The sequence below is a fragment of the Alphaproteobacteria bacterium genome (assembly GCA_033344895.1).
In the GTDB taxonomy this organism is placed as follows: Bacteria; Pseudomonadota; Alphaproteobacteria; order UBA8366; family Aestuariispiraceae; genus Pacificispira.
In genome coordinates this window covers 1,572,508-1,588,917 of record JAWPMN010000001.1, presented here as the reverse complement: position 1 = coordinate 1,588,917, position 16,410 = coordinate 1,572,508, and the positions used below count along the sequence as shown (strand labels likewise).

16 protein-coding genes are annotated in these 16,410 nt (G+C 64.0%); 12 read left to right on the top strand and 4 right to left on the bottom strand.

The annotated features are described in order from the left end of the window. Window positions 1-33: 33 nt before the first annotated feature. The gene (gene zapE, locus R8L07_07765; protein MDW3205429.1) at window positions 34-1,161 is read left to right on the top strand and encodes a cell division protein ZapE; all 1,128 of its coding nucleotides are present in this window, start codon (window positions 34-36) and stop codon (window positions 1,159-1,161) included. Here zapE and R8L07_07760 read toward each other — a convergent pair. The 3 genes from R8L07_07760 to cysK form a co-directional block, all read right to left on the bottom strand. Next, entirely contained in the window at window positions 1,103-1,612 is a 510-nt protein-coding gene (locus tag R8L07_07760; GenBank protein ID MDW3205428.1) for a hypothetical protein, read from the bottom strand. The genes zapE and R8L07_07760 overlap by 59 nt on opposite strands. Window positions 1,613-1,918: 306 nt before the next feature. Next, window positions 1,919-2,674, bottom strand: a complete 756-nt coding sequence (gene moeB, locus R8L07_07755) for a molybdopterin-synthase adenylyltransferase MoeB (GenBank protein MDW3205427.1) — start codon at window positions 2,672-2,674, stop codon at window positions 1,919-1,921. A gap of 109 nt (window positions 2,675-2,783) precedes the next feature. Beyond that, window positions 2,784-3,740, bottom strand: a complete 957-nt coding sequence (cysK, locus tag R8L07_07750) for a cysteine synthase A (protein ID MDW3205426.1) — start codon at window positions 3,738-3,740, stop codon at window positions 2,784-2,786. A gap of 113 nt (window positions 3,741-3,853) precedes the next feature. Here cysK and R8L07_07745 point away from each other — a divergent pair, with 113 nt between their 5' ends. From R8L07_07745 to R8L07_07705, 9 genes are all read left to right on the top strand, one after another. Further along, on the top strand, window positions 3,854-5,074 hold the full coding sequence (locus R8L07_07745; protein MDW3205425.1) for a Xaa-Pro peptidase family protein: 1,221 nt from the start codon (window positions 3,854-3,856) through the stop codon (window positions 5,072-5,074). Between the two features lie 231 nt (window positions 5,075-5,305). Next, window positions 5,306-6,556 (top strand): hypothetical protein, encoded by a 1,251-nt coding sequence (locus R8L07_07740; protein MDW3205424.1) that lies wholly within the window; start codon window positions 5,306-5,308, stop codon window positions 6,554-6,556. 143 nt (window positions 6,557-6,699) lie between these two features. Continuing rightward, the gene (trpB, locus tag R8L07_07735; GenBank protein ID MDW3205423.1) at window positions 6,700-7,911 is read left to right on the top strand and encodes a tryptophan synthase subunit beta; all 1,212 of its coding nucleotides are present in this window, start codon (window positions 6,700-6,702) and stop codon (window positions 7,909-7,911) included. A 17-nt stretch (window positions 7,912-7,928) separates the two neighbouring features. Next, window positions 7,929-8,756: a tryptophan synthase subunit alpha gene (trpA, locus tag R8L07_07730; GenBank protein MDW3205422.1), complete on the top strand. Its 828-nt coding sequence runs from the start codon at window positions 7,929-7,931 to the stop codon at window positions 8,754-8,756. A 12-nt stretch (window positions 8,757-8,768) separates the two neighbouring features. Beyond that, the gene (gene accD, locus R8L07_07725) at window positions 8,769-9,728 is read left to right on the top strand and encodes an acetyl-CoA carboxylase, carboxyltransferase subunit beta (protein ID MDW3205421.1); all 960 of its coding nucleotides are present in this window, start codon (window positions 8,769-8,771) and stop codon (window positions 9,726-9,728) included. Window positions 9,729-9,770: 42 nt separating this feature from the next. After that, window positions 9,771-11,120 carry a Mur ligase family protein gene (locus R8L07_07720; GenBank protein MDW3205420.1) on the top strand — a complete coding sequence of 450 codons (1,350 nt, stop codon included), beginning with the start codon at window positions 9,771-9,773 and terminating at the stop codon, window positions 11,118-11,120. Between the two features lie 100 nt (window positions 11,121-11,220). Then, window positions 11,221-11,709, top strand: a complete 489-nt coding sequence (locus R8L07_07715; GenBank protein ID MDW3205419.1) for a universal stress protein — start codon at window positions 11,221-11,223, stop codon at window positions 11,707-11,709. A gap of 109 nt (window positions 11,710-11,818) precedes the next feature. Further along, entirely contained in the window at window positions 11,819-12,400 is a 582-nt protein-coding gene (locus tag R8L07_07710; protein ID MDW3205418.1) for a NifU family protein, read from the top strand. Window positions 12,401-12,582: 182 nt separating this feature from the next. After that, window positions 12,583-13,683 (top strand): glucosaminidase domain-containing protein, encoded by a 1,101-nt coding sequence (locus R8L07_07705; protein MDW3205417.1) that lies wholly within the window; start codon window positions 12,583-12,585, stop codon window positions 13,681-13,683. Window positions 13,684-13,728: 45 nt separating this feature from the next. Here the strand turns inward: R8L07_07705 and R8L07_07700 are convergent, their stop codons facing one another. Then, window positions 13,729-14,826: a polysaccharide deacetylase family protein gene (locus R8L07_07700; GenBank protein ID MDW3205416.1), complete on the bottom strand. Its 1,098-nt coding sequence runs from the start codon at window positions 14,824-14,826 to the stop codon at window positions 13,729-13,731. A gap of 172 nt (window positions 14,827-14,998) precedes the next feature. On the opposite strand from R8L07_07700, the gene tsaB reads away from it, so the two are divergent. Then, window positions 14,999-15,727, top strand: coding sequence for a tRNA (adenosine(37)-N6)-threonylcarbamoyltransferase complex dimerization subunit type 1 TsaB (gene tsaB / locus R8L07_07695; protein MDW3205415.1), 729 nt, complete (start codon window positions 14,999-15,001; stop codon window positions 15,725-15,727). After that, on the top strand, window positions 15,724-16,209 hold the full coding sequence (locus R8L07_07690) for a GNAT family N-acetyltransferase (GenBank protein ID MDW3205414.1): 486 nt from the start codon (window positions 15,724-15,726) through the stop codon (window positions 16,207-16,209). The genes tsaB and R8L07_07690 overlap by 4 nt, the downstream gene beginning before the upstream one ends. Window positions 16,210-16,410 lie beyond the last annotated feature (201 nt).

Sequence of the window (16,410 nt, the reverse complement as noted above, 5' to 3'; positions counted from 1 at the left end):
GCGGCAACGGCCCCGGGGCGGGACGCAGGTTTCATGTCCGAAGGTCCGCTTATCCGCTATCGCGCCATGGTGCGTGACGGAGCCCTCAACGCCGATTCGATGCAGGCCCTGGCAGCCGAGAAGCTGCAGGGGCTCCATGCCGCCCTGACCAAGTACCAGCCGCAGGACGGTGCCGGCGGCTGGAAGGCGAAACTGGGCCTGGCCCGGCGCCGTGAAGACCCGCCGCAGGGCCTCTACCTTTATGGCGGGGTCGGGCGCGGCAAATCCATGCTGATGGATCTGTTCTTCGAGAACGCGCCGGTCGAACGCAAGCGCCGGGTCCATTTCCACGAATTCATGATCGAGGTCCATGGCGACATCCATGCCTGGCGTCAGGCGCAGAAAACGCGCAAGACCAAGGAAACCGACCCTCTGCCCAAGATCGCGGAGCGGATCGCCGATGAGACCTGGCTTCTGTGCTTCGATGAATTTCACGTCACCGACATCGCCGATGCGATGATCCTGGGCCGCCTGTTCGCCGCCCTGTTCGATCATGGGGTCGTGGTTGTCGCGACCTCCAACTGGCCGCCGGACGACCTCTACAAGGACGGTCTGCAGCGCGAACAGTTTGTGCCCTTCATCGCGCTGATGAAAAAGAAGTTGGACATCCTGCATCTGGATTCGCCGACCGATTACCGGCTGATCAGGCTGAAATCGATCAAGACCTACCATGCCCCGCTGGGCCCCGCTGCCAGCCGCCAGCTGGCCAGGGCCTTCGACGATCTGACCGAGGGCGCGGTGGCCGAAGCCGACAGTTTGACTGTGAAAGGCCGGACCGTGCCCGTTCCGAAGGCGGCGCGCGGCGTCTGCCAGGTCATGTTCGACGATCTGTGCGGCAAGCCGCTGGGCGCGGAGGATTATCTGACCCTCGCCAGGCGCTATCACACGGTGATCCTGGACGGCGTCCCGCGCCTCAGCGAGGACCGGCGCAACGAGGCGAAACGCTTCATGACCCTGATCGACGCGCTCTACGAACGCCATTGCAACCTGATCATGGCCGCCGATGCCGCCCCGAACGACCTCTATCGCGAAGGCACCCACGCCTTCGAATTCGAACGCGCCGTCAGCCGCCTGATGGAGATGCAGTCCGCGGAATACCGCGAGAAGCCGCACCGGGATTAGGGCACCTTGCCGCTGCATAGATGTCCAAAAGGCAAATGGTCATCCATATCCACGGCCAGGCAATCGTGCCGTAAAGCGCGAACTGCCCGGCAGGGAACATCGGATCGAATACTTTGAAGGCGAGCAAGGCAAAAGCCACGCTCGATAGCATCATGAGCCACCACAGGCCCCGTCGCCGAACAGAATTCAGGTAAGTCAGAAATTGCGCAGACCGTCGGGAAAATTGTCGGATGGCGGCAAAATGGACAGGCATTAATATTAGAAAACCCGAAATTACGAAAAAGAACATCCAGCTGGGTAAACTGGCGTATGTGTCCCAAAGCACTTGGTTGAGGTCGAACAGGGCAGCTTCCTCGGCCAGCATGGCTATCGATAAAGGCACTAAACTAACATTGAACCCAGCATGTAAAGATGCGGCGATGATCAAGGTGTGTTTGGACGTAAGTTGCATAAATCAACCTATCACAAGTCGAGCGAGCCGATTCAGATTTACCAGAATTAGGTGGCAAGACTGAATCACATTGCGCCAGTACCCCTGCCTTTGCGAAGTGGCGGCGAAGATGGAAAGCAAAAAACTCGAAGGCGACTCTGGATGTCTCCGCGAACTCTGCGAGCCTCTGCGTTCAAGTTCTTTAGGCACCATTCAAGTCATTCCGGCGGAAGCCGGAATCCAGAGGTGCATGCAGGATCGTGCCCAATTCCCTGGACCCCGGCTTTCGCCGGGGTGACGAGAGTTAAGGCGGTGAGAGGAGCCTTCTCAGCCCCCGCAGACCGAACAGTTGGGGTCCTTCGGCACCGCGATCTTGCGGAAAGTCTGGTCCAGCGCGTCGAACAGCAGCAGGTGACCGGCCATGGAACTGCCGAGACCGAGCAGTTCCTTCAGCACTTCCGTCGCCTGCAGGCTGCCCATCACGCCGGCGACGGCGCCAAAGATGCCGACCGTGTCGCAGCGCGGCACCAGATCCGGGTCCGGCGGTTCGGGAAAGAGGCAGCGATAGCACGGGCCGGTCTCATAGGCCTTGAACGTCGTCAACTGGCCCTCGAACCGAACCAGGGCGGCGCTGACCAGGGGCTTCTTCAGCTTGAAGGCGGTGTCGCTGGATAGATAGCGCGCGGCGAAATTGTCGCTGCCGTCGACGATCAGATCGTAATCCGCGAACAGTTCTTCGGCATTGTTCGGACCCAGGCGCATGCGGTGCTCGATGACCTCGACATCGGGGTTCAGCAGATCGATCCGTTCGGCCGCGCTGCGCACCTTGGGCTGACCGATTTCCTCGGTGGAGTGGATGATCTGCCGCTGCAGATTGGACAGGTCGACCACATCATGATCGACGATACCCAGGGTGCCGATCCCGGCGGCGGCCAGATACATCAGCACGGGCGCACCCAACCCGCCGGCGCCGACCACGAGAACGCGCGACGACAGCAGCTTAAGCTGACCCTCCTCCCCGACCTCGTCGAGGATGACATGGCGGGCGTAGCGTTCCAGGCGTTCGTCGTCGAGTTCGTCCATGGTCGATCCTGTAAGCCGTGTTCCGATGCAAACGGGGCCTTCTGTCATCCCGGCACCATGCCGGGCCTATAGAGGTACCTGCGGTCGCGGCCGCTCGATTGCCGCCAGTTCAGAGCCCGTCGAACAGGCTGGTCGACAGGTAGCGTTCGGCGAAGCTGGCCAGGACGGTGACAATGGTTTTGCCCTGCATGTCCTTGCGCTCCGCGATTTCCAGGGAAGCCGCCAGGGCCGCGCCGGACGAAATCCCGCAGGCGACCCCTTCCAGCTTCGCTGCTTCCCGCGCCGTCGCGAAAGCCGTTTCGTTTGCGATACGAAGCACCTCGTCGATCACCTCGGTGTTCAGATTGTCCGGGATGAAGCCCGCGCCGATGCCCTGAATCTTGTGCGGGCCGGGCTTGCCCCCGGAAATCACGGGGCTGTCTTCCGGCTCGACCGCGACGATGCGGATATCCGGGTTGCGCTGCTTCAGGATTTCGCCGACGCCGGTGACCGTGCCGCCCGTGCCGACGCCCGCGACCAGCACGTCGATCTTTCCGCCGGTATCCCGCCAGATTTCCTCCGCCGTGGTGGTGCGGTGGATCTGCGGATTGGCCGGATGCGCGAATTGCTGCGGAATGACCGCATCGGGCAGGGTTTCGATCAGTTCCTCCGCCCGGGCGATCGCGCCCTTCATGCCCAGTTCGGCCGGGGTCAGGTCGATCTCCGCCCCCAGCAGCTTCAACATGCGGCGCCGTTCCAGCGACATGCTTTCCGGCATCGTCAGGATCAGGCGGTAGCCCTTGGCTGCGGCGACAAAGGCCAAGGCGATCCCGGTATTGCCGGAGGTCGGTTCGACCAGCACGGTTTTGCCCGGCGTCGCGACGCCCTGCTCTTCCAGCGACTGGATCATGGCATAGCCGATACGGTCCTTCACGCTGGACAGCGGGTTGAAGTATTCTAGCTTGCCCAGGATTTCCGCCTCGACCCCGTGCGCGGCGGTCAGGCGCGACAGCCGGACCAGCGGCGTCGCGCCGATCGTGTCGAGAATGCTGTCATAGACTTTGCCGCGGAACTCACCGGTCGTCATGTCGTATTCCACCCTTGATCCATCCTGGGGACGATTGTCGTTTTGCGGGCCCGACTTTAGCGTAGGAAACGCATGCGGCAAGCCATGCTCCGCGTCCTACCGGGGAAACTGTGATGCTCAAACTGCCGGATACCGATCCACATGCCCTGCTGGCCGACCCGGCCGCAATCGACGAGGCGGCGATCCGTGCCTATCGCCTGAACCGCGTGCGGGCGGCGCTGGCCGCGCGCGACCTGGCCGGCATCGTCCTGTGGGATCCAATCAACATCCGGTACGCAACCGGTGCCCGGAACATGCAGGTCTGGACCATGCACGCGCTGTGTCGCTATGCCTTCATCCCGGCATCCGGCCCGGTGGTGCTGTTCGAACTGGGGTCTTCGCGACATCTGAATGCCGGGCTCGAGACGATCGACGAGATCCGCCCGGCCCTGTCGTTCGATTACATGATCGTCGGTCCGCGCGGCGCGGAGTTTGCCAACCGCTGGGCGCGGGAGATCGCCGATCTGCTGCACCAGACCGGGACCGGCCGGCTGGCCCTGGATCGGGCGGACCTGCCCCTGGTTCGCGCACTGGACGCGGCGGGTGTTGACTGCGCCGACGGCAAGGGCGCGATGGAACATGCCAGATCCATCAAGTCGCGGGAGGAAATCCGCGCCTTCAAGCGGTCACTGGAAGCCTGCGAGGCTGCCGTCGGCGATATGCGCGCTGCCCTTGAGCCCGGCATGACGGAGCAGCAGGCGCTGGGACACCTGTTGCGCGGCATCGTCGATCGCGGCGGCGAATATCCGGAAACGCGTCTGCTGACCTCCGGGCCGCGCACCAATCCTTGGTTCCAGGAGACCGCGGACAGGGTCATGCGGGAGGGCGATCTGCTCAGCTTCGACACCGATCTGATCGGCCCGCACGGCTTTTACACCGACATCTCACGCAGCTGGACCGTGGGTGAGACACGCCCCAGCGACGATCAGCGGCGGCTCTACGATCTGTCCCGCCGTCAGATCGAACACAACACCGCCCTGCTCCGCCCCGGGCTGGCCTTTCTTGAGTATTCCGACATGGCCTTTCAGCTGCCGGAACCCTACCTTGCCAACCGGTATGCCGATGTCGCCCATGGCTGCGGCCTGGCGGTCGAGTATCCCCTGATCTGGTACAAGGAGGATGCCGATTGGGGTGCCTATGACGGCAGGTTCGAGGAAGACATGATCGTTTGTCTGGAAAGTTATGTCGGAGAGGTCGGTGGGGCCGAAGGTGTGAAGCTGGAGCAGCCGGTCTGGATCACCGCTGACGGGCCGATCCTGCTGTCCGATTATCCGCTGGAGGACACCTATGCCTGAGATGCGGTATGCGGGTAAAGGCATGCGCGCGAACGCATAACTGAGTCGCCAAGCGCCCGGAATTGCGCTATTTTTTGAATTGGAGAGAGAAGCTCCGCGCGGGCGCTCGACCCGGTGCCTTTGGAGAGAGGGGTGCCGGGTCTTCTGTGAGCGGACCCGACGCACACCGCGACAGAATGTCGGCTCCCGACCGGTAGAATCGCCGGTCGCCATTAGGGGCGGCGGTAAACCGTGGCTGTAACCGTTTTCGATCCGGGCAGTGTGTTCACGACACTGGCCTTCACGCCGTTTCAGCGGTCGGACCCGCTCGTGCGGGCCATCCAGTCCACGGTTGTGGAACCGGCGGGTTTCAACGTCCTCAATCAGATCGGCGACAGGACCTTCAGCGGCTTCACGTCGGACACCGCGGGCATTCAGTCGCGCCCGCTGCAGCTTGCGCTGGACAATTTCCTGATCCTGGCATCGCTGACAGCCAGCTTCGAAAGCCGCCTGCAGGACACCCGCGCCGGATTTCTGCGGGTCCAGGAAACGCTGTCCGAGGCGATCCGCAACGACAATCCCGACATTCGCAACCCGGCGGAAACGACGCTGCAGAATTCCCTGCTGGCACAGCTCATATCGGCAGCGGAACAGGCGGGGCTGCTGGAAGACACCGCGGCGGAACCGGTGGCCGTTCCCAAATTCCTCGATTTCACGAGACGGCCGTCGGAAGGCGTCGTTTTCGGCGACACGCTGTCCGGTGTGGCGCGCGAGGGCGCGCTGTCCAGCGCCTTTGTGAAGGGCGTATCCGTCGCCGCAGGGGATGAGGTGCGGCTGTCCGACCTGCTGATCGGCAACCAGAGCGCCACCGCAACCCATTACACCGTGTCGATCCGCAGCGAACTGGGCGGCACGGCCGAGGCCGGGCTGTTCGACGGCGTCGGAACCCCCATTGCCAACGGGTCGGTCTTCACGGCGGCGCAGCTGTCGGACATCCGCATATCGGCCGCGACCGGCGGCATCGGGTCGCTGGACTATCTGTCCATCGTGGAACTGCGCGATCCGGAGGGTGATCTGACCTTCGAGGGGCGCGGCGCCTATCGCACCATCGCCGTCAATTCCACCGCGGCCGTCGAGGAACGATCCGAAGGCGTCGGTGGTGCCGAGGCCATCCGGGATTACCGGTTCTATACAGAATCCGGCACCGCCTTCTCCCAGATCCGTCTGCATGTCGAGGGCGTGAACTCGCTTGGCTTCACCGATGCGCTGTCGGCCATCGAGGGCGGGGCCTTGCGCGTGAAGGTCGGCGAGGAACTGATCGACGGTTCCACCAACCGGGGCCAGATCGATCGAAGCCAATCCAGCGGCAATACGCTGGTCGTCGTCTTCCCCTTCCAGTCGGCGGAGGAAGGCCTGGCGCAGAACGGGCTGGATGTGGAGTTGCGGGCGCTGGATTCCGGCTTCGATCTGTCGACCGTCACCGCCCGGGCCGATTTTCCGTAATCAGGGCGGAACCCGCCGCCGCGACGCAGCCATATGGACACACCCCGGACGCTGGTCTAGAACCCCGCTTTGAAGTCTGAAGAATCTCCGCGGCGGGGCTGCGGAATCCGTGGGGGGATCACGGATAGCCGAGGTTTTCATCAATGAAACAGCTCAATTCCTATCGCACCGGGCCGGACGAAGCCGGACGTTTCGGCATCTATGGCGGCCGATTTGTCGCGGAAACGCTGATGCCGCTGATCCTGGACGTGCAGCAGGCCTATGAGGACGCCAAGGCCGACCCGTCCTATCAGGCGGAAATCGACTATTATGCGAAGCACTATGTCGGCCGGCCCAGCCCGCTGTATTTCGCCAAGCGCCTGACCGAGCGTCTGGGCGGCGCGAAAATCTATTTCAAGCGCGATGAGCTGAACCACACCGGCAGCCACAAGATCAACAATGTGATGGGCCAGATCCTGCTGGCGCGCCGCATGGGCAAGACGCGGATCATCGCCGAGACCGGTGCCGGTCAGCACGGCGTTGCGACCGCCACGGCCTGTGCGTTGTTCGACATGCCGTGCAAGGTCTATATGGGCTCGGTCGATGTCGCGCGTCAGGCGCCGAACGTCTTTCGCATGAAGCTTCTGGGCGCCGAGGTCGAGGCGGTGGAAAGCGGCTCCAAGACGTTGAAGGACGCGCTGAACGAGGCGATGCGCGACTGGGTCGCCAATGTCGAGAACACTTTCTACATCATCGGGACCGTCGCCGGGCCGCATCCCTATCCGGCCATGGTACGCGACTTCCAGTCGGTGATCGGCAACGAGACGAAGGAACAGATGCTGGAGGCCGAAGGGCGCCTGCCGGACACGCTGGTCGCCTGCATCGGCGGTGGGTCCAACGCGATGGGCCTGTTCCATCCCTTCCTGGATGACGAGGGCGTGAACATCGTCGGCGTCGAGGCGGCGGGCCACGGGATCGAGACGGGCGAACATGCTGCGTCGCTGACCGGCGGCCGGCCGGGTGTCCTGCACGGCAACCGCATGTATCTGATCCAGGACGAGGATGGCCAGGTCGTGGAGCCGTATTCGATCTCGGCCGGGCTGGACTATCCGGGCATCGGTCCTGAACATTCCTGGCTGAAGGATACCGGCCGCGTGAATTACGTATCCGCGACCGATGCGGACGCCGTCGAGGCGTTCCAGCTGCTGTGCCGGACCGAGGGCATCATTCCGGCGCTCGAGCCGTCGCACGCCCTGGCGCATGTCACCAAGATCGCGCCGACGCTGCCCAAGGACCATATCATCGTGATGAATCTGTGCGGTCGGGGCGACAAGGACGTCGCCACCGTGGCCAATATACTGGGGGTTGAACTGTGAGCGAGGCGGCGGTGTCGATTACGCCGGATTCCGGCCGGATTGCCGCAAAGTTTGCGGCGCTGAAACAGGAAGGCCGGGGCGGTCTTGTAACCTATGTCACGGCCGGCGATCCGAACTACGAGGTCGGGCGGGAAATTCTGCTGGGTCTGCCGGCGGCGGGCGCCGATATCGTCGAGATCGGGATGCCCTTCACGGATCCGATGGCCGACGGTCCGGCGATCCAGGCGGCCGGCCTGCGGGCGCTGAAGGCGGGCCAGACCATGGTGAAGACCCTGGCGATGGCGCGCGAATTCCGCGCCGCCCATCCGGACACGCCGCTGGTGCTGATGGGGTATTACAACCCGATCTATTCCTACGGTGTCGACCGCTTCCTTGCCGATGTGAAGGATGCGGGCGTCGACGGCCTGATCGTGGTCGATCTGCCGCCGGAGGAAGACGCGGAACTGTGCATTCCGGCAGTGAAGGCCGGGGTGAATTTCATTCGCCTGGCGACGCCGACCACCGATGACAAACGCCTGCCGACGGTGCTGCAGAACACGTCCGGCTTTGTCTATTACATCTCCATTCTGGGCATCACCGGCACGAAGGAAATCCAGGCCGACCCGGTGCGCGGCGCGGTGACGCGAATTCGTCGTCATACCGATCTGCCGATCGTCGTCGGTTTCGGCATCAAGACGCCGCAACAGGCGGGTGAGATCGCGCAGGCCGCCGATGCGGCGGTTGTCGGTTCCGCCATCGTCGACAAGGTGCGCACCAATCTGGATGCGGAAGGCGCGCCGTTGCCGGGATGTGCCAAGGCGGTGCTGGACTATGTCGCCGCCCTGGCCCAGGGTGTACGCGGTTAAGGGGAAATTTGCATGAACTGGCTGACGAACTGGGTCAAACCCAAGATCAAGGCGCTGGTCGGCGAGACCGATGTTCCGGACAATCTTTGGCACAAGTGCCAGAGTTGCGGGCAGATGATCTTTCACCGCGACCTGGAAACCCATGTCCATGTCTGTCAGCACTGCGGCCATCATCTGCGGCTGCCGCTGGAAAAGCGGCTGCAGCATCTTTTCGATGACGGCGCCTATACCAAGGTCGAGCTGCCCCGGGTCAAGATCGATCCGCTGAAGTTCCGGGACAAGAAGCGCTACACCGACCGCCTGAAAGAGGCCCAGGCCAAATCCGAAACCGGCGAGGCGATCACCGTCGCGCACGGCAAGGTCGAGGGTCGTCCGGTCGTCGTCGCGGCGTTCAACTTTGATTTCATGGGCGGGTCCATGGGCATGGCGGTCGGTGAAGGCTTCCTGACCGCCGCGCGCCTCGCCGTCATGCAGCAGGCCCCGCTGATCGCCATTCCGTCCTCCGGCGGCGCGCGCATGCAGGAAGGCTTCCTGTCGCTGATGCAGCTGCCGCGCACGACGATTGCCGTCGAGGAGGTCAAGGAAGCCGGTCTGCCCTATATCGTGCTGCTGACCGACCCGACCACGGGCGGTGTTTCCGCCAGCTTCGCGATGCTGGGCGATATCCATATTGCCGAACCGGGCACACGGATCGGTTTTGCCGGACGCGATGTCATCGAACAGACGGTGCGCGAAACCCTGCCCGAAGGCTTCCAGACCGCGGAATACCTGTTGGACCACGGCATGATCGATCTGATCGTTCCGCGTGCGAAACAACGTGAGACGCTGGCCAATCTGATCGGCCTGCTGATGGATGGCCGGAACCGCGCCGATACCAGGTCGTCCGTTGAGGACACCGACGGCGACGACGGTGATCTGGCCATTCCGAAGCCGGCGGCCGGCGCCGAAAGCAGCGACGGAAAGTCCGCCTGACCTCATCCTCCTGACGGAGTTGGCCGCCGCGCCGGACACCCCATGACCGCCGCCCCCTTCACCCTCGACGCGCCGGAGCTGGCGAGCGATGAAGTGCTCGCCCGCCTGATGCGCCTGCACCCCAAGGTCATCGACCTGTCCCTGGGCAGAACCCGGGACCTGCTGGAGCGGCTCGGCCGGCCGCAGGACAGGCTGCCGCCGGTGGTCCATGTCGCCGGGACCAATGGCAAAGGATCCACCATAGCCGCGCTGCGCGCCATTGCGGAGGCCGCCGGCTACCGCGTGCATGTCTATACCTCGCCGCATCTGGCCCGTTTCCATGAGCGCATCCGGCTGGCCGGGGACCTGATCGACGAGGCCGCGCTCACGGAGCTGCTCGAATACTGCGAGACCGTGAACGAGAACCGCCCGATCACCTTTTTCGAGATCACGACCTGCGCGGCCTTCAAGGCCTTCGCCGACAACCCGGCCGATCTGCTGCTGCTGGAGACCGGTCTCGGTGGGCGACTGGATTCGACCAATATGGTCGACCGGCCGGCGGCGACGGTCATCACGCCGATATCCATCGATCATGTACAGTTTCTGGGCGACACCCTGCGGCAGATTGCCACGGAGAAGGCGCATATCCAGAAGGCAGGCACCCCATCCGTCATCGGACCGCAGACCGATGAGGCGCTGTCCGTGGTCACCGATTATGCCCAATCGGTCGGGGCACCGCTGGCCCGGTTCGGTCTGGAATGGACGGCACAGCCGGATGCGGAGGGCGGAATCTGGTTCGACAGTGCCGCCTGGAGCGGTTCCCTGCCCGCGCCGAACCTGAAAGGTCGCCATCAACTGCTCAACACGGCGACGTCGGTTGCGGCGGCGCTGGTGCTGCGGGATCAGGGTTTCGATCTGCCGGAATCGGCATTGCGCGACGGGCTCGGCCGCATTGAATGGCAGGCGCGGCTGCAGACCCTGAGCCGCGGGCCGATTGCCGAAGCACTGCCGGGCTGGTCGATAACGCTGGATGGCGGACATAATGCCGCGGCGGGAACGATTCTGGCCGATGAGCTGGCCCGCTGGGCGTCGGAGGATCGTCGCGATTTCGGCGCGCCGCGTCCGGTCCACGCGATTTGCGGGATGATGAACAGCAAGGCCGCGACGGACTTCCTGCGACCGCTCGCCCCGTATCTTGCCGCATTCCAGTCAGTGGCGATTCCCGGGGAGGAAAATGCCTTCCCGGCGCCGGTGCTGGCCGAAATGGCGCAGGCGGCGGGCATTCAGAATGTTCACGCCGCGGCCGACATCCCTGCCGCGGTAGAGCGGCTGGCCGGCGACTCCGATCCGGCGCGCCTGCTGATTTGTGGATCGCTCTATCTCGCGGGCCGAATTCTGCGCCGCAACAGCTGATCCTTCCGTCTAGGCCAATGCTGCCGCGAAATCGCTTACATCCGGCCGGGCGGGAATGATAGACTGCCCGGCCATAACGATAACGCGCACAGGGGATCAAATGACGACAAGCGCGGAGGACGAGAGTAGACAACGCGTCTTTCTGGTCGTCGTGGACGACAGCGAGGAAATGGAGGTCGCCCTCCGTTTCGCCTGCCTCAGGGCCAAGAACACCGGGGGGCGTGTCGCCCTTCTCTATGTTCAGGAGCCGGCCGAGTTCCACCATTGGCTGGGCGTGGGCGAGCTGATCCAGCAGGAACGCCGAGAGGAAGCGGAGGCGCGGCTGAGCGACCTGTCCACGCGGGCGCAGGAGATTTCGGGTTCGATCCCGATCCTGCTGGTTCGGGAGGGCAAGCGCGGCGAGGAGCTGCTGGCCCTGCTCGACGAAGATCCGTCGATCTCGATCGTGGTTCTGGCCGCGAGCACGGACAGCGAAGGTCCGGGCCCGATCATCAGCTACATGATGAAACAGGGCGGATCGCGCATGCGGGTGCCGCTGACCATCGTGCCGGGATCGCTGTCCGTGGAACAGGTGGAACAACTTACTTGAGGATGGGTTCCAGGCTTTGGGGTTGACCTGACGGCTTCAAAGGCCATTTATCCCCCGTCGGGCGCGCGCCGCGCGCGTTGCCGGCCCCTATGGATTTGGTGAGGACGCGATGTTTATTCAGACCGAACAGACGCCGAACCCGGCCACCCTGAAGTTTCTGCCGGGGCGCGCGGTTCTGGACGGGGCGGACCCGATCGATTTTCCGGACGCCGCTTCCGCGGAAGGCGTGTCGCCTCTGGCGGACGCCCTGTTCGAGATCGAGGGCGTGACCGCGGTCTTTCTGGGTCAGGATTTCATTTCCGTCAGCAAGGCCGACGACCGCGAATGGTACGTGCTGAAACCGTCCATTCTGGGCGTCATCATGCAACACTTCACGGCGGGCCGTCCGGTACTGGCCGGGTCCGGCGAGGGGGTCGCGCAGGCGTCCGCCGAGGCCGGCACCCAGTACGATCCGGAAGACGAGGCCGTCGTGGGCCAGATTCGTGAGTTGCTGGAAACCCGTGTGCGCCCGGCGGTGGCGCAGGACGGGGGCGACATTGTTTTCCACGGCTTCAAGCAAGGCGTGGTGTTTTTGACCATGCGGGGGGCCTGTGCAGGCTGCCCCAGCTCTACCGCCACGTTGAAGATGGGGATCGAAAACATGCTGCGGCATTACATCCCCGAAGTGACGGAGGTCCGCGCCACCGCCTAAAGGCGGCGGAAAGCGGATCCGATCAGGAGCACAGACCGGACCGGGATGCCCGAAGAAACGGGACGACCCGGTCCAACTCGGTACCACATACCCTGGCACCCGACCTCGGCGGCTTTTGCCCCGGGGGGACGTTTGTGTTTGCTGCAGGGGTCTGCAGCGTGGAAAGAGGATCGGGTAGATAGATGACTGACGCTACAATGATGGGCGGCATGACGCCTCAACTTGGGCGCAATGAGCGATGGCTGCCGCTGTTCGGCCTCGGTTTCGCCGCCGGGGTTGGCGCCGTGCTGGCCGTCTCCATACTGCAGACGCCGCAATCCCTGACTGACACGCTGCGCCAGGACCGCGCCTCCATCGAGGTGCCGGCCGCGCCGCGCATTCCGGTTTCGCTGTTGCCGACGGATCTGAGTCCGCCCCCCTCGCCGGTCAACGCGTCGACTCCGGCCGAAATCAGCGTGCCGGTACCGGAACTGCCCGCCCGGGACGTCTCCGCAGCGCCGGTGCCGTCCTTCAGTGTGGCATCGCTGGAGGAAGAATTCGACGCGCTGGATTATCGGCTGTCGGACATCCGGGCGCGGGTCAGCGACGTGCCGCGCCTCGTCGCGGAATCCGTGCCGGCCGACCTTGAGGAAATCCAGGACATTCCGCGCCGCAAGGCCGTCTTCTTCAAGATGGTGCTGCCGCTGGTGCTGATTGCCAATGAGCGGCTTGAGGCCGACCGGTCGCGGATCGCGGAACTGCGCGAACTGGAGGAATCGGGCGCGACCCTGAGCGCCGAGGACAGCGACTGGCTGGCCGAGCAGTTCGAGATGTATCGCGTCGAGGAAGGCGATTGGGACATCCTGATGCGCCGGGTCGATGTGGTCCCGCCGTCGCTCGCCCTGGCCCAGGCGGCCATCGAGAGTGGCTGGGGCACGTCGCGCTTCGCCCGCGAGGGCAATGCGCTGTTCGGCCAATGGGTCTGGGGGGACGATGCCGACGGGATCGTCCCGGAACAGCGCGTCGAAGGCATGACGCACAAGATTCGCGCCTTCGACACGCCGCTTCAGGCGGTGATGGCCTATATCAAGAATCTGAACACGCATCGCGCCTATCGCGATTTCCGGGATATCCGCGCCAATCTGCGGCGCCAGGGGGCCGGTATCAACGGCATGACCCTGGCCGACGGGCTGGAATCCTATTCGGAGAAAGGGCGCGAATATATCGACTTCGTGCGCAGCATGATTTCCACAAACAAGCTGCGTCCGTTCGACCGGGCCAGGCTGCGCGACGCGCGCGCCTGACGGCCGGTCCTTTCCTGCCGTTGCGGGCTCGGATTCGCCGATACGTCAGTTGGGCGGGGCGACGTAATACTGCATGCCGAACCAGCGCCACCGCCCGTCCCGGGTCGGCATGGTGCAGTTGATCCGCGTGCGGCCCGCCGCGAAGGGGGCGTCGAAACGCACTTCGATCCGGTTGCCCAGCCGTTCGAACTGAGTGATCCGGCTCGTATCGGAATGATAGCAGTTCAGCGTTCCCAGATCCGCAGAGTCGCCGTTCACTGAAAACCCGAAGGCGGGCGGATTGCCGGGCCCGTCGGCGGGCAGCAGCGGATCCTTCGGGGTCAGGCTCGACACCCAGAGCGGGCGGGTGTTGATGAGCCGGCGGAAGCGGTCGATCCCGCCATAATTCACATTGATCGGAAAGCGCGGCAGATAATAGCGGTCGCTGGTCGTGTTCGCGACGCCGGAATGCTGCCCAAACGCCGCCTGATAACCTGCTTCCGCGGTCAGTTGCATGATCTCGGCGCTGGTTTCGCCGTAGGGATAGGCGAACAGCGTCGGCGTCGCGCCGATCTGGTCGGCAATGCGCTTCGCCGAATCCGCCAGCTCCAACCGGTTACGTGCCGTCGATTGCGTCGGCATGTGCGGATGCGTCACCGCCTGGCTGCCGATCGTCACACCGGCATCGTGCAACTGCCGGATCTGATCCCAGGACATGTAGCCGGGAATGCCGCGATCCACGGGCTCTGTCGCGACGAAAAGCGTGAAGGGCAGCTTCTCGCGCTGCAGGATCGGCCAGGCGCGCTCGAACACCGAAGAATAGGCGTCATCGATGGTGATCGCGACGGTCCGGTCCGGCAATGCGCGGCCGGCCCTCAGGGCGTCGACGATCTCGGTCAGGGGCACAACGTTGAAATCCCCATTGGTCAGTTCGGCGACATGCGCCTCGAACTGATCCATGTTGACGCTGGTGCTGGGATGTTCGCTCTCGCCGAAGCGATGATACATCAGGACAACGGCGGCGGTGCGGGCATCCGTCTGGCCGTCCGGTGCAGGGGCCGGCTGCGCATTCTGCGCCAGAGCCGGGCCGGCAAGTCCCGCGGCCAGCATCGCCGCCGCAAGCCCACGGCGCAGTGTCGATGCGCAAATCTTCCCAAACGCCATCCGTGCCTCCTGAGATTGCAAACCCTGTCCGGAAGGGCGAAAATTAACCATGCTGACCCGCTGTTAACAATCCGAATCTCCGGCATTTTGCGGGCATTGCACTTGCCTTGGCGCGTCATGCGGGGCAGGGTCGCGCGATCTGCCATACCGTGATTTTCGGGGCCTTGCCGCCATGCTGATACTGGGTCTGGATTGTGCTGGATCCGCCTGTTCCGCCGCCGTGACGGAAGGCGATGCCACCCTGGCGACCTGCCAGGAGATCATGCGGCGGGGGCAGGCGGAGCGCATCGTGCCGATGATGCAGGAGGTGCTGGAGACCGCTGGCCGAAGCGCCGAAGCACTCGACGCGATCGGGGTGACCGTCGGGCCGGGAGCCTTCACCGGCGTCCGGATCGGTATTGCCGCCGCCCAGGGCATTGGGCGGGCTGCAGGCTGCCCGGTAATCGGGGTCAGTGTGACGGAGGCGCTTGCCGCGCTGGTACCTGTCGCACCGGCATCGACGCTGGTCGTCGTCCTGGACAGCCGTCGGCCGGACCCCTTTATCGAGATTTTCAGGGCGTCGGAATCGGGGTGGCAAGGCGACGGACCGGTGGCGCTTTCCGGCGGTCTGGCGGCCCTGCCGGATGCCCTGGGTCTGTCTGACACGAAGGGCCCGTCCGGCGCGGATGCGCAGGCGGACCATCTGATCGTTGCCGGCGATCTGGCCGAGCAGGCGGTCGCCACCATGGGAGCCGGTCGTGTCGCCGCCGTGTCCGCCTATCCGGATCCCGCCCGGGTCGCTGTGCTGGCGGCGCGCATGCTGTCGGAGGGGCGGCCGGCGCCGGCCGTGCCGTTGTACCTCCGTGCGCCGGATGTCTCGGCGCCATCCCGTGATCGGGCCCGGCGCCCCGCAGGCGCATGACCGCGATTCAGGTCCGTTCGGTCGGGACGGAGGCGTTCCGGGTCATTGCCGCCCTTTATGCCCGGTCTTTCGACGACCCCTGGCCCGAGCCGTCGGTTCGCGAACTGATGGCGGCTTTCGGAACATGGGGATGCGTGGCGCTTCGCATCGACGATCCGGACAACGGCGACCCGCTGCCGGTCGGCTTTCTGTTGGCCCGTGTCATTGCCGACGAGGCGGAGGTGCTGTCCATCGGCGTTGCACCGGAATGCCGCCGGGCCGGTGTCGCGTCACAGCTGCTCGATGTGGGCATGAAAAGAATGGCTTCGGAAGGCGCCGCCAAGGTCTTCCTGGAGGTCGGCACCGACAACCCGGCCGCCATGCATCTGTATCGCGGTCTGGGATTTACCGAAGTCGGCCGCCGCAAGAATTACTATCGCCGTGCGGATGGAAGCTTCGCCGATGCATTGGTATTGCAGAAACTTCTACTTCATACGTCCTAGAATACCCCATCTACAAGTTTTCGTAACTGAGGCTTGAAACTAGTTTAGGTGCGACAAATCTTTTCTTGCGGCAACTAACCATTTCTTGCTAAGTCCCTTAGGTCCTTCAAAAAGGCTTCGAGTGAAGTACTGCCCTTTCTTGATGGATGTCAGGCGGGAAATAAAAACGTCGCCGGTTACAAATATAGGGTTCGCATCTTA